Source organism: Rhizobium sp. BK275, from assembly GCF_014193555.1.
Taxonomy (GTDB): domain Bacteria; phylum Pseudomonadota; class Alphaproteobacteria; order Rhizobiales; family Rhizobiaceae; genus Rhizobium.
The window spans coordinates 15,594-28,003 of sequence record NZ_JACHZL010000004.1; the positions used below are offsets into that span (position 1 = coordinate 15,594).

10 protein-coding genes are annotated in these 12,410 nt (G+C 61.8%); all 10 read right to left on the minus strand.

The features are described 5' to 3' along the window. Nucleotides 1-48: 48 nt before the first annotated feature. The 10 genes from murB to FHT82_RS13560 all read right to left on the minus strand — a co-directional run bounded on the left by murB (nt 49) and on the right by FHT82_RS13560 (nt 12,410). Nucleotides 49-1,023, minus strand: a complete 975-nt coding sequence (gene murB, locus FHT82_RS13515; protein ID WP_183731077.1) for a UDP-N-acetylmuramate dehydrogenase — start codon at nt 1,021-1,023, stop codon at nt 49-51. Then, entirely contained in the window at nt 1,020-2,435 is a 1,416-nt protein-coding gene (murC, locus tag FHT82_RS13520) for a UDP-N-acetylmuramate--L-alanine ligase (protein WP_183731079.1), read from the minus strand. Before murC ends, murB begins: the two co-directional genes overlap by 4 nt. Beyond that, complete coding sequence (gene murG / locus FHT82_RS13525) at nt 2,432-3,556, minus strand: undecaprenyldiphospho-muramoylpentapeptide beta-N-acetylglucosaminyltransferase (protein ID WP_183731082.1); 1,125 nt, start codon at nt 3,554-3,556, stop codon at nt 2,432-2,434. Before murG ends, murC begins: the two co-directional genes overlap by 4 nt. A 7-nt stretch (nt 3,557-3,563) precedes the next feature. Next, nucleotides 3,564-4,718, minus strand: a complete 1,155-nt coding sequence (gene ftsW, locus FHT82_RS13530; protein WP_183731085.1) for a putative lipid II flippase FtsW — start codon at nt 4,716-4,718, stop codon at nt 3,564-3,566. Nucleotide 4,719: 1 nt separating this feature from the next. Further along, nucleotides 4,720-6,132 (minus strand): UDP-N-acetylmuramoyl-L-alanine--D-glutamate ligase, encoded by a 1,413-nt coding sequence (gene murD / locus FHT82_RS13535; protein ID WP_183731088.1) that lies wholly within the window; start codon nt 6,130-6,132, stop codon nt 4,720-4,722. A gap of 7 nt (nt 6,133-6,139) precedes the next feature. Continuing rightward, the gene (mraY, locus tag FHT82_RS13540; protein ID WP_183731091.1) at nt 6,140-7,240 is read right to left on the minus strand and encodes a phospho-N-acetylmuramoyl-pentapeptide-transferase; all 1,101 of its coding nucleotides are present in this window, start codon (nt 7,238-7,240) and stop codon (nt 6,140-6,142) included. Nucleotides 7,241-7,260: 20 nt separating this feature from the next. Further along, nucleotides 7,261-8,694, minus strand: coding sequence for a UDP-N-acetylmuramoylalanyl-D-glutamyl-2,6-diaminopimelate--D-alanyl-D-alanine ligase (locus tag FHT82_RS13545; RefSeq protein WP_183731094.1), 1,434 nt, complete (start codon nt 8,692-8,694; stop codon nt 7,261-7,263). Then, nucleotides 8,691-10,151, minus strand: coding sequence for a UDP-N-acetylmuramoyl-L-alanyl-D-glutamate--2,6-diaminopimelate ligase (locus FHT82_RS13550; RefSeq protein WP_183731097.1), 1,461 nt, complete (start codon nt 10,149-10,151; stop codon nt 8,691-8,693). Before FHT82_RS13550 ends, FHT82_RS13545 begins: the two co-directional genes overlap by 4 nt. Nucleotides 10,152-10,215: 64 nt before the next feature. Beyond that, on the minus strand, nt 10,216-11,970 hold the full coding sequence (locus FHT82_RS13555) for a penicillin-binding protein 2 (RefSeq protein WP_183731100.1): 1,755 nt from the start codon (nt 11,968-11,970) through the stop codon (nt 10,216-10,218). After that, nucleotides 11,970-12,410 carry a hypothetical protein gene (locus FHT82_RS13560; RefSeq protein WP_183731103.1) on the minus strand — a complete coding sequence of 147 codons (441 nt, stop codon included), beginning with the start codon at nt 12,408-12,410 and terminating at the stop codon, nt 11,970-11,972. Before FHT82_RS13560 ends, FHT82_RS13555 begins: the two co-directional genes overlap by 1 nt.

Below are 12,410 nucleotides of genomic sequence, written 5' to 3' on the forward strand. Positions count from 1 at the left end.
GTTAAAGCGTGCCAAGCGGATCTGAAAGATCGCGACACGCTTTAAAGCTTACTCTGACGTCACGCCCTGGAAGGGGCGAACCTCGCGGTCGGGCATGAAAAGGCCGAGACGCTTGATTTCCCATTCGAGCTTGATGCCTGACATTTCGAAAACCTTGCGGCGCACTTCCTCGCCCAGATATTCGAGATCGTAACCCGTCGCCTGCCCCATGTTGATCATGAAGTTGCAGTGAAGCGACGACATCTGCGCGCTGCCGATGACGAGACCGCGGCAATCCGCTTCATCGATCAGCTTCCAGGCCGAATGACCCTCGGGGTTCTTGAAAGTCGAGCCGCCGGTCTTTTCGCGAATCGGCTGTACCGTCTCGCGGTGATTGCGTACGGCATCCATCTCGGCGCGAATCTTGGCACGGTCATCGGCATAGCCCTCGAAAAGCACCGATGTGAAGATCAGATCATCCGCAGCATCGGAGTGGCGATAGGAATAGCCCATCTCGGCATTCGTCAGGACATGCTTGTTGCCCTTGCGGTCGATCGCGCGGACCTCGACGACGCGATCCTTCGTCTCGGAGCCATTGGCGCCGGCATTCATGCGGGCAGCACCGCCGATACCGCCGGGAATGCCGTAATAGAAAGCGAAACCGCCGATGCCGTTGTCCATCGCCATGGCGGCCACATGCTTGTCCGGGCAGATGGCGCCGGCAAGAATGCGGTTTTCGCCGGCGAGTTCGACAAAGCCGAAGCCCTTGGCCGACAGGCGCAGCACGACGCCCGGAATGCCGCCATCGCGCACCAGGATATTCGAGCCGACGCCGACCACCGTCAGCGGCACTTCATCCGGTAGAATCTTCAAGAAGGCGATCAGGTCTTCCTCGTCATGCGGCTGGAACATCAGCTCGGCCAGACCGCCGGCGCGGAACCAGGTGACGCGATCCATGGGGGCATCCGGCGTCAGTCGGCCGCGAATGTCCTTTACGCCTTCTCCGAGAGAGGCAAGAAGCTTTTCCCCGTTAACCTGTTTCATGCGGACTTTCCTGAAAGGTCTTGCAACTGCTTCGGCAGCGCTGCTGCCCAATATGTAATGCTACCAGCCCCCAACAGAACCACAAAGTCCCCGGGCTTTGCAATCTCTGCTACCATCTGAGGTAGAGCCTCCGCCGAAGGAAGGAAACGGGCGTCACGATGGCCACCCGATTTGATGCGGGAAACGAGCGATTCCGAATCCGCTCCCTCGATCAAATCCTCGCCCGCGGCATAAACAGGCGCAATGAAGATGCTGTCGGCATCGTTGAAGCAGGCCGCGAATTCCTCGAAGAGGCTCGACAGGCGTGTGTAGCGGTGCGGCTGGTGCACCGCGATGATCCGGCCCTTGCAGGCTTCGCGGGCAGCGCGCAGCACCGCCTTGATCTCGACCGGGTGATGGCCGTAATCGTCGAAGATCTGCACGCCGTTCCATTCGCCCGTCAGCGTGAAGCGACGCTTCACACCACCGAAGGAGGCAAGCCCCTTGGCGATATCCTCGCGGGAGATGCCAAGCCGGTTGGCCACGGCAACGGCCGCAGTCGCATTCGAAATATTGTGACGGCCGGGCATCGGCATAATGAGATCGTTGAGCCGAATGACCTGACCAGTGCGGCGGCGGCGTATCTCGACGTCGAAGATCGAGCGCGTGCCGTCGATGCGCACATTCATGAAGCGCACATCGGCCTGCGGGTTTTCGCCATAGGTGATGACCTTGCGGTCCTCAATGCGGCTGACCAACGCCTGCACCTCGGGATGATCGAGGCACATGACGCCGAAGCCGTAGAAAGGCACATTCTCGACGAACTGCCGGAAGGCGGCGCGAACGGCATCGAAATTGCCGTAGTGGTCGAGATGTTCGGGGTCGATATTAGTGACGACGGCCACATCGGCCGGCAGCTTCAGGAAGGTACCGTCGGATTCGTCCGCCTCGACCACCATCCACTCGCCCTCGCCCATGCGCGCATTCGTGCCGTAGGCATTGATGATGCCGCCATTGATGACGGTCGGGTCCAGCCCGCCGGCCTCGAGCAGTGCGGCGACGAGCGAGGTGGTCGTCGTCTTGCCGTGCGTGCCGCCGATGGCGATCGCATTGCGGAAGCGCATCAGCTCGGCCAGCATTTCGGCGCGGCGCACGACCGGCAAGAGCTTTTCGCGCGCGGCAATGAGTTCCGGATTGCTCTTCTTGATCGCGGTCGACACGACGACGACTTCGGCATCGCCGAGGTTTTCCGCCCTGTGGCCGACGAAGACCTCAATGCCTTTGTCGCGCAGGCGCTGGACATTGGCGCTGTCGGATTGATCCGATCCCTGCACCCTATGGCCGAGATTATGCAGCACTTCGGCGATACCGCTCATGCCGATACCGCCGATGCCGATGAAATGGACAAGGCCTATCGCCTTTGGCAGCTTCATGCGCGTGCCCCCTTGAATTCTGTAACTGTCTTGCCGGCGGCAATAGCCTCAACCATGTCGGCAAGCAAGTTCGCCGCGTCAGGTTTTCCCGCACGCTTGGCGGCAGCCGCCATGCCGGCAAGCTTTTCCGGATCGTTCATCACATGCGTCAGGATGGAGGCGATATGCTCCGGCGAAAGCTCCGACTGGGCGATCACCTTGGCTCCGCCGGTCGCCGCAAGCGCTGCGGCATTGGCCGCCTGATCATGGTCGAGCGCATGCGGATAAGGTACCAGCACGGCCGGACGGCCGATGACCGAGATTTCCGAAACCGTCGAGGCGCCCGAACGGCAGATGACCAGATGCGCCTTGGCAAGACGCTCCGCCATGTCGTTGAAAAACGGCGCAATATCCGCAGCCATCTGCAGCTGCACCACGCACCCGCGCACCGTCTCCATATCCTCAGGGCGAACCTGCTGGGTTACCCTCAGCCGCGCGCGCAGCGCATCGTCGAGCAGGCTGATCGCCGTCGGCATCGCCTTGGAGAAATATTGCGCGCCCTGGCTGCCGCCGAAGACGACGAGATTGAACGGCTCACCGGGATGCGAAGGCACATAGGGCTGCTCGGCTGCGGCAAGGATCGCCGGGCGCACGGGATTGCCGGTCGCGACCGTCTTGTCGGAAAATGGTCCGCCGCTCTCAGGCAGGAAGCCGCCGGCAATCGCCCTGACGCGCGGCGCCAGCGCCTTGTTGGCGCGGCCCATGACGGCATTCTGCTCATGCAGCATCGAGGGAACGCCGAGGCGCGTGGCGGCGAGCAACGGCGGCACGGTCGGATAGCCGCCGAAGCCAACGACGACGACAGGCTTCAGCCGCTGGATCAGCCTTTTTGCCGCCCGCATGCCGGTCCAGAGCTTCCAGAGCGAGCGGGCAACGGCGACCGGGTTCTTCGAACCGATCGTCGCCGACGGCACGACATGGATCTCGTCGGCCGGAAACTTGCCGGCATAGCGCTCCGCACGGCTGTCGGTGACGAGATGCACGGAATAGCCGCGCTCCCTGAGCTTGAAGGCAAGCGCTTCTGCCGGAAAGACGTGGCCGCCGGTTCCCCCGGCGGCAAGAAGGACGATGCCCTTGCTCATAATCCCCTTACTCCGCCGGCATGCCGTGCGGCACGCGGAAGAGGCTCCGGTCCTGCGCACGTTTTTCCGGACGATGGCGCGTCAGCGCCAGAATGAAGCCGGCCGTCACGCAGATCGCCACCATCGATGAACCGCCGTAGGAAATCAGCGGCAGCGTCATGCCCTTGGCCGGCAGCAGTTCGAGATTGACGCCGATATTGATGATCGACTGGATACCCATCTGCAGCACGAGCCCGGCGACGGCAAAACGGTTGAAGTCGTTGCGTTCGCGGTAAGCATGCGACAGGCCGCGCAGCACCAGCACGGTGAAGATGGCAACGAGCGCGATGCAGAAGACGATGCCGAATTCCTCGGCCGCGACCGAAAAGATGAAGTCGGTATGGGCGTCTGGAATGATGCGCTTGACGATGCCCTCGCCCGGCCCCTGGCCGAACCAGTCGCCGCGGATGATCGCCTCGCGGGCAGTATCGATCTGGAACGTATCGCCTTCGCCGGTCAGGAACTTGTCTATTCGGCCCGCCACGTGAGGGAAGACGTAATAGGCGGTCACCAGGCCACCCGCGCCGCCGGCGCCGAGCACGATGATCCAGAGCCACGGCATGCCGGCCATGAAGAACATGCCGCCCCACACCGCCGTCGTCAGGATCGTCTGGCCAAGGTCAGGCTGCGCCACGAGAAGGGCTGCGACAATGCCGAACAGGATGATGGCAAAGAGATTGCCCGGAATTTCCGGCTGGCGGGCATGCTCGGCAAAGAGCCAGGCGCAGACCACGACGAAGGCCGGCTTCATGAATTCCGACGGCTGGATCGAAACACCCGCGAGCGTGACCCAGCGGCGGGACCCCTTGACCTCGATGCCGAAGAACAACGCCAGAAGCATCATAGCAAGGGCGACGATCAGCAGGATGATCGCGGTGCGCCGCACCTGGCGCGGCGTCAGGAAGGAAAGGCCGAGCATAACGCCGATCGACGGGATCATGAAGGCCGCGTGACGCTTGACGAAGTGGAAGGGTTCCAGGCCGATACGCTCGGCAACCGCCGGCGAAGCCGCAAACGAGAGCATGAAGCCGATGCCCATCAGGAACAGGAACAAGGCCAGGAAAAAGCGGTCGATGGTCCAGAACCAATCGGCCAATGCTCCACGTTCTGCGCGGCTCACCATGTCATTTGCCTCCTGTTGCCGAATTGATCAGCATCGTCACGCCGTCAAGGGCAGCCACATGACCAACAAAGGCATCGCCCCTGACTTCGAAGTTCTTATATTGATCGAAGCTTGCGCAAGCCGGGGATAACATCACGGCCAGAGGGCCGGTCTCGTCCCTTTCGGCATCCGCCGCCGCATGCAGGACTGCCCGCTCCAGCGTGCCTGAAATTTCGTAAGGCACCGCCTCGCCAAGCGTCGCGGCAAATTCCGCCGCCGCCTCGCCGATCAGATAGGCCTTGGCGATGCGCGGGAAATAGGGTGCAAGCGTCGTGATGCCACCGGCCTTCGGCAATCCGCCGGCAATCCAGTAGATGCGATCGTAGCTTGAAAGCGCCGGTGCTGCAGCATCCGCATTGGTCGCCTTGGAATCATTGACGAAGACGACATTGCCGCGCCGGCCGACCGGCTGCATGCGGTGCTTGAGGCCGGGAAAGGATGCCAAGCCCGCGCGGATCTCCTCGGCGGAAACGCCGACGGCAAGGCAGGCAGCGACCGCGGCAGCGGCATTCTGCGCATTGTGGCCGCCGCGCAGCGTCTGGATGCCGTCGAGATCGACGAAGGGCAGCATCGCCCCACTTACTGCCTGGATGAGCTTCGTGCCTTCGGCGTAGATACCGTCAGCCAGCACGTTGCGGCGGGAAATCCTGACCACCTTCACCCCTGCCCGCTCGATACGGTCGGCGATCAGCACCGAAAAGCTGTCATCGACACCGACGATGGCGACATCACTGCCGGCGACAAGCCGTTCCTTGACATCTGCATAGTGCTGCATCGTGCCATGACGATCGAGGTGATCGGGCGTCAGGTTGAGCAGGATGCCGGCGGACGGATTGAGTGTCGGCGCAAGGTCGATCTGATAGGACGAGCATTCGACGACGAAATAGCGCTCGGCCTTCGGCGGATCGAGCGTCAGCACGGCCGTGCCGATATTGCCGCCAAGCTGTGTATCGCGGCCGCTCGATTTCAGGATATGGGCGATCAGCGCCGTCGTCGTCGATTTGCCGTTGGTGCCGGTGATGGCGATGAACGGGCAATCGGGAGCATGCGCGCGGCGCTCGCGCACGAAGAGCTCGACGTCGCCGACGATATCGACACCGGCGGCACGCGCGAGATCGACGGTCCAATGCGGTTTCGGATGGGTGAGAGGCACGCCGGGCGAAAGTACGAAAAGCGCCTGCGCGCTCCAGTCGATCATGTGCAGGTCTGCAGTAGCGATACCGTCTGCCGCAGCCTTGACGACACTGTCAGGATTGTCGTCCCAGGCCGTGACATCGGCGCCACCAGCAACCAACGCCTTGGCCGTCGCGAGACCCGAGCCGCCGAGACCGAAGAGAGCGACCTTTTTTCCTGCAAGCGTCGTGACGGGGATCATGACCGCCTCACCGCAGCTTCAGCGTGGAAAGACCGATCATGGCAAGACCGACGGCAATGATCCAGAACCGGATGACCACCTGGCTTTCCGTCCAGCCCTTCTTTTCGAAGTGATGGTGGATCGGCGCCATGAGGAAGACGCGCCGACCGGTCATCTTGAAGAAGCCGACCTGGATGATGACCGACAGCGTCTCGATGACGAACAGACCGCCGACAATCGCCATGACGATCTCATGCTTGGTAGCAACGGCAACCGTGCCGATCGTGCCGCCGAGCGCGAGCGATCCGGTGTCGCCCATGAAGATTGCGGCCGGCGGAGCATTGAACCAAAGGAAGCCGAGACCAGCGCCGATAACCGCGCCGAGCACCACGGCCAGCTCGCCGGTACCGGGCACGAAATTGATCTGCAGGTAATTCGCAAAGACCGCATTACCGGCGAGGTAGGCGATGATGCCGAAGGCGGCAGCGGCAATCATGACCGGCACGATGGCGAGGCCGTCGAGGCCGTCGGTCAAGTTCACGGCATTGCCGGCGCCAACGATCACGAAGCCGCCGAAGACGACGAACATGATGCCGATATTGATCATGAAGTCCTTGAAGAAGGGGAATGCGATCGAGGAGCCGAAAGTCGAGCCGGCAGGGCCGGAGGCCAATGCCGTACGCATCATGAAATAGACGGCGATGCCGGCGATGATGAATTCGATGCCGAGGCGCGCCTTGCCGGAAAAGCCCTTATGGCTCTGCTTCGTAACCTTGAGATAGTCGTCATAGAAGCCGATAGCGCCAAAACCGAGCGTCACGAGCAGGGTGGCGACGACATAGACGTTGGAAAGATCGGCCCAGAGCAGCGACGCCCCGACAATGCCGGCGAGAATCATCAGCCCACCCATGGTCGGGGTGCCGGCCTTCTTGAAATGCGTCTGCGGCCCGTCTGCGCGGATCGGCTGGCCCTTGCCCTGCCGGATGCGCAGCGAATTGATGATAGCAGGCCCGAAGAGGAAAACGGTGAGAGCGGAGGTGAAAAGAGCGGCACCCGCACGGAAGGTAATGTACCTGAACAGATTCAGAAATTTGAAATATTCCGACAGTTCAACCAGCCAAATCAGCATTCAAAGCCCCTTTTCCCCGATCATAGATCGCGTTGCGTGTCTGAAACTGGCGGGTACTTGTCAAGGAGCGCGGCAACAATCTTGCCGAAACCGATCCCCAAAGACGACTTCACCATCAACACGTCGCCAGGTGCGACCGAGTTCAAAACGAATTCCAACAATTCTTCCGTCTTCTCGCGATGCTCGACCGCGACGCTCTCCGGAAGCGAGCCCTTCAGCGCCATCATCTCAGGCCCCGCGAGCCAGACATGTTCCAGACCGGCAGCGAGCAGCGGACCTGCGAGATCCGTATGAACCTGCTCGGCAAACTCGCCCATCTCCAGCATGTCGCCGAGAACGGCGATGCGGCGGCCCCGGCCGGTCGGCTCGGCCGATGCCAGCAGCGCGATCGCCGCGCGCATGGAGGCCGGATTGGCGTTATAGCTTTCATCGATCAGCGTGAAGCTGCCATTGCCGATCGGCAGCCTGTAGCGCTTGCCCCTGCCCTTCTCCGGCTTCAGCGTCGCGAGCGCGTCGATTGCCTTGTCGAGGCTGGCGCCGACGATCGTCACGACGCCTAATGCAGCCAGCGCATTTTCAGCGATGTGGCGGCCCGGCGCGCCGATGCGCACTTCCTTGGTCTCGCCACCGACAGTCATCCAGAGCGTCGAGCTTTCGTCCGAGCCGTTGAACTCGGCAAGACGGAATTCCGCCTTGGCATGCTGGCCAAAGGAATGGATCTTCTGGATGCCGAGCGCCTGGGCGGTCTGCTCCAGAAAATTGAACTGCTCATTGTCACGGTTGAGAACGACGTCACCGCCCGGCTCCAGGCCTTCGAAGATCTCTGCCTTGGCGGCAGCGATTTCCTGGACATTCTGGAAATTGCCGAGATGGGCCGGCGCGATCGTCGTGATGACGGCGACATGCGGGCGGATCATCTTCACCAGCGGCCGGATCTCGTCCGGATGGTTCATGCCGACTTCGAAGACGCCGAAATAGGTGTCGATCGGCATGCGCGCCAAGGTCAGCGGCACACCCCAGTGATTGTTGAAGGAGGCGACCGACGCATGCACCTTGCCCGAGGGAGACAGCACATGGCGCAGCATCTCCTTGGTCGTCGTCTTACCGACTGAACCGGTAACGGCAATGATCTTTGCCCGCGAGCGCTCGCGCGACGCCTGCCCCAGCTTGCCGAGGGCAGCAAGCACGTCCTCGACCACGATCATCGGCACGGTCAGGCGCCCCATGGCCGGCAGACGGCCTTCGCTGACGACGAGCAGAGTCGCACCATTGGCAACGGCCATCGAGGCAAAGTCATGCCCGTCAACACGGTCGCCCTTGATCGCGAAGAAAGCCTCACCCGGCGTGATCGAGCGGCTGTCGATGGAAATGCCGGTAATGCCTTGCGGCAACGAACCGAAGGGACGGCCCGCCATCGCGGCGATCATGTCTTCGGTGGTCCAGAGCCAGTTCATGGTACCCGCTCCTCCAAAGCCTTGCGCACTTCGGCATGATCGGAAAACGGCAGCGTGACGCTGCCGACCGTCTGCCCCTCTTCATGTCCCTTGCCGGCAACGATCAGCGTATCGCCGGATTTCAGCTGCAGAACCGCCTCGCGGATCGCCTTTGCGCGGTCGCCGATTTCGGAAGCGCATTTCGCCGCCGCCATGATCTCGGCGCGGATCTCAGCCGGCACTTCCGAGCGCGGGTTGTCATCGGTGACGATGACGACATCGGCAAGCCGGCAGGCGATCTCGCCCATGATCGGTCGTTTGCCACGGTCGCGGTCGCCGCCGCAGCCGAACACGACGATGACGCGGCCCGTTGTGAACGGACGCACAGAGTTTAACACATTTTCCAGCGCGTCCGGCTTATGCGCGTAATCGACATAGGCGAGCGCACCGTCCTTGGTATGGCCGACAAGCTCCAGGCGGCCGGACGCGCCCTGCAGCTTTTCGAGCGCGGCCATCGCGAGCTTCGCCGGAACGCCCGTGGACATGGCAAGGGCCGCGGCAACCAGCGCATTGGCAATCTGGAAATCGCCGGCAAGCGGAATATCGACCTCGAAGATCTCGCCTTCGGCATGGATTTCCGCAACCTGCTTGTGGCGGAAATGCTCGACGCGCTTCAGTGTCAGATAGCCGCCCTTGCGCCCGACCGTGCGAACGTCATGGCCCGCAGCCGTCGCCGCTTTGATCGCCTGCTCCGACCATGGATCATCGGCGAAGATGATGGCGGGCGAACCTTTCGGCAGCACTCGGTCGAAGAGGTGCATCTTGGCGGCCATATAGTCTTCGACCGTCGGATGGTAATCCATATGGTCGCGACCGAGATTGGTGAAGGCGGCGGCGGCAAGTTTCACGCCGTCGAGGCGATACTGGTCGAGCCCGTGGCTGGAGGCCTCCATCGAAGCATGCGTGACGCCCTCGTCGGCGAGTTCGGCAAGCAGCTGGTGCAGCGATACAGTATCGGGCGTCGTCAGCGAGCCATATTCATTGCGCGTCGGCGAAACGACGCCGGTCGTGCCGATCATGGCGGCAGCGTGGCCGGCCTGCGCCCAGATCTGCCTGACGAAGGAGGCAACCGAGGTCTTGCCGGCGGTGCCCGTCACCGCGACCATCGTCGCCGGCTGGCGGCCGTAGAAACGCGAGGCGGCAACGGAGAGGAAACGGCGCGGTTCGGCAACGACCAGAACCGGCGCGCGAGTTTCGACTGCGTGCGATGCGATGACGACGGCAGCACCCTTGGCAACAGCATCGGCAATGAAGCCTGCGCCATCGGCCTTGGAGCCGGCAATCGCCACGAAAGCCATGCCGGGCGCGATCTTGCGGCTGTCGGAAGACAGACCGGAAATCTCCAGCGCGCCGGCCGGCCCTTCGAGTTCAGCTTTGAGTTCCGGAAACGCATTTCCGGCGAGGTCCCGCAATTTCATCGAATGCACTTCTCTGGTTCAGGTCGACCGCCCCTTACGAATCGACACCGATATTGATTCACACTCAATAAGACACCAACAAGGCCGAGCCGTCTTCGCCGAATTGCGGCTCGACTCCGAGGATGGGTGCGGCGCGGCGGATGATTTCGCGGGCGATGGGGCCTGCTGTACCCGCCGAGATCGTACCGCCATAGGCCTTTTCGCCGGTCTTGGGCTCGTCGCAGAAAGTGATGATGGCATATTTCGGATCGTTGATCGGAAAAGCAGAGATGAAGGAATTAAAGTTCAGGTTTGACGAATAGCGGCCATTGACCACCTTGTCGGCAGTGCCTGTTTTGCTGCCCACCTGGAAACCCGGCACGCGAGCTACGCGCCCGGACCCCTTTGAGCCATTGAAATCGAGCAGATACCGGATCTCGTCGCTGGTCTTCTTGCTGATGACTTGCTGGGCGATCTGATCGGCCTGATCGCGCGTACGCGGAAGGAACGTTGGTTCGATCAATTTACCACCATTGACGAGCGCCGCCGCGGCAACGCCGGTCTGGAGCGCCGTCGTGGAAACGCCGTGACCGAAGGAAATCGTAATGGAGTTGATCTTCTTCCAGACGCGCGGCTGGCTCGGCATCTTCACTTCCGGCAACTCCGTCTGCAGCTTGGTCAGCAGACCGAGGCGCGTCAGGTAATCTTTCTGGGCGTCGATGCCCACGATGTCGATGACGCGGGCCGTACCGATGTTCGACGAATACTGGAAAATCTCCGGCACCGTCAGCCAGCGGCGCTGACCGTGAAAGTCCTTAATGGTGAAGCCGCCGATATAGATTGGTTTGCTGGCATCGAAGCTGTCCGTCATCTTCACCTTGCCGGTGTCGAGGGCCATCGCCAACGAGAAAGTCTTGAAAGTCGAGCCCATTTCGAACGTGCCATTGGTCATCCGGTTGAGCCAACCGTCCTTGGCACCTTCCTGCGGATTATTAGGATCGAAATCCGGCGCCGACGCCATACCCAGCACCTCGCCGGTATGCACATTGATGACCGCAGCACCAGCGCCCTTGGCTTGGAAGTTATTGACGGCGTTGATGACTGCATCGCGCACGATCGCCTGCACACGCACGTCGATCGAAAGGCGCACCGGTTCCAGCGACTGGTTGCTCGTCATGCCGACCGAGGCAAGATCGGCAAGCCCCTGATCGTCGATATATTTTTCCATGCCGGCAACGCCGCGGTTGTCGATATTGACGTAGCCGAGGATATGCGCAGCCGTTGGGCCACCCGGATAGAAACGGCGTTTTTCCGGCCTGAAGCCGATGCCGGGAATGCCGAGCGCCAGGATCTGACTCTGCTGCTTCGGCGTCAGCTGGCGGCGCAGCCAGGCGAAATGCGAGGTGCGGTTCGAGAGCTTCTTATAGGTGTCCTTGACGTCGAGATCGGAAAGCACCGTCTGCAGCTTTTCGACGGCCTCGTCCGTATCGACGATCTTGTTCGGCTCTGCAAACAGCGAAACGGTGCGGATATCGGTTGCCAGCACTTCGCCGTTGCGGTCGAGAATATCGGGACGCGACGCCATCAGCCGGTCGGGCGGCAGGATGGAGGAGACGGATTCCGGTTCCTTCATCGCATATTCGACCATACGGGCGCCGATAACGGCGTAGAGGGCAGTAAAGCCGACGATGAGCAGGCCGACGCGGCTCTTGGCCTGCCCGGCCTTGCGCTTGCGCGAGCCTTCGATCGCCATGCCGGAGGGGGCGCCGAAACGATTGTAGACGCCGGCGGAAAAATGCGCCTGGCTCTTCAGTACCATGATGCGGGAAAGAAAGGACATTATTCCACCGCTCCCGTTTCGATCTGGTCCGCGTCTTCGGCCTCTCGCGGCGCCGGCATCGGGATCGGCTGAGACTTGGCAGCAACACCCAGCTTAGCGCCTGCCTTGGCGTCTCCAGCCTTAGCTTCAGTAACGTCAGGCGGAGGAACCTGCGACTTCAGCATCGGCAGCTCGCGCGCGTGGGCAAGTGCGGTCGAATCCGTCGGCTGCAGCTGCAGCTCGCCGTTATAGGCATTGACGAGGCGCTCCAGCCGGTTCGGCTGCGATTGCAGCGCCCAATCGGCCTTCAGGAGGTCGATCGTATCCTTCTCCAGCTTGATCTCCGCTTCGAGGCGCTGAACTTCCTCGAGCTTCAGCTCGGCGCGGTGCTTGATCGTGTAGGTAACGGCGGCTGCCGCCGTCATGACGCCGATGAGTACAAGATCGAACGTTCTCAGCAT

What these genes read in the sequence shown, in the direction of transcription:
- murB (WP_183731077.1), bottom strand. Translation starts at nt 1,023, where the DNA reads ATGAAACAGGTTAACGGGGAAAAGCTTCTTGCCTCTCTCGGAGAAGGC.
- murC (WP_183731079.1), bottom strand. Translation starts at nt 2,435, where the DNA reads ATGAAGCTGCCAAAGGCGATAGGCCTTGTCCATTTCATCGGCATCGGC.
- murG (WP_183731082.1), bottom strand. Translation starts at nt 3,556, where the DNA reads ATGAGCAAGGGCATCGTCCTTCTTGCCGCCGGGGGAACCGGCGGCCAC.
- ftsW (WP_183731085.1), bottom strand. Translation starts at nt 4,718, where the DNA reads ATGGTGAGCCGCGCAGAACGTGGAGCATTGGCCGATTGGTTCTGGACC.
- murD (WP_183731088.1), bottom strand. Translation starts at nt 6,132, where the DNA reads ATGATCCCCGTCACGACGCTTGCAGGAAAAAAGGTCGCTCTCTTCGGT.
- mraY (WP_183731091.1), bottom strand. Translation starts at nt 7,240, where the DNA reads ATGCTGATTTGGCTGGTTGAACTGTCGGAATATTTCAAATTTCTGAAT.
- FHT82_RS13545 (WP_183731094.1), bottom strand. Translation starts at nt 8,694, where the DNA reads ATGAACTGGCTCTGGACCACCGAAGACATGATCGCCGCGATGGCGGGC.
- FHT82_RS13550 (WP_183731097.1), bottom strand. Translation starts at nt 10,151, where the DNA reads ATGAAATTGCGGGACCTCGCCGGAAATGCGTTTCCGGAACTCAAAGCT.
- FHT82_RS13555 (WP_183731100.1), bottom strand. Translation starts at nt 11,970, where the DNA reads ATGTCCTTTCTTTCCCGCATCATGGTACTGAAGAGCCAGGCGCATTTT.
- FHT82_RS13560 (WP_183731103.1), bottom strand. Translation starts at nt 12,410, where the DNA reads ATGCTGAGAACGTTCGATCTTGTACTCATCGGCGTCATGACGGCGGCA.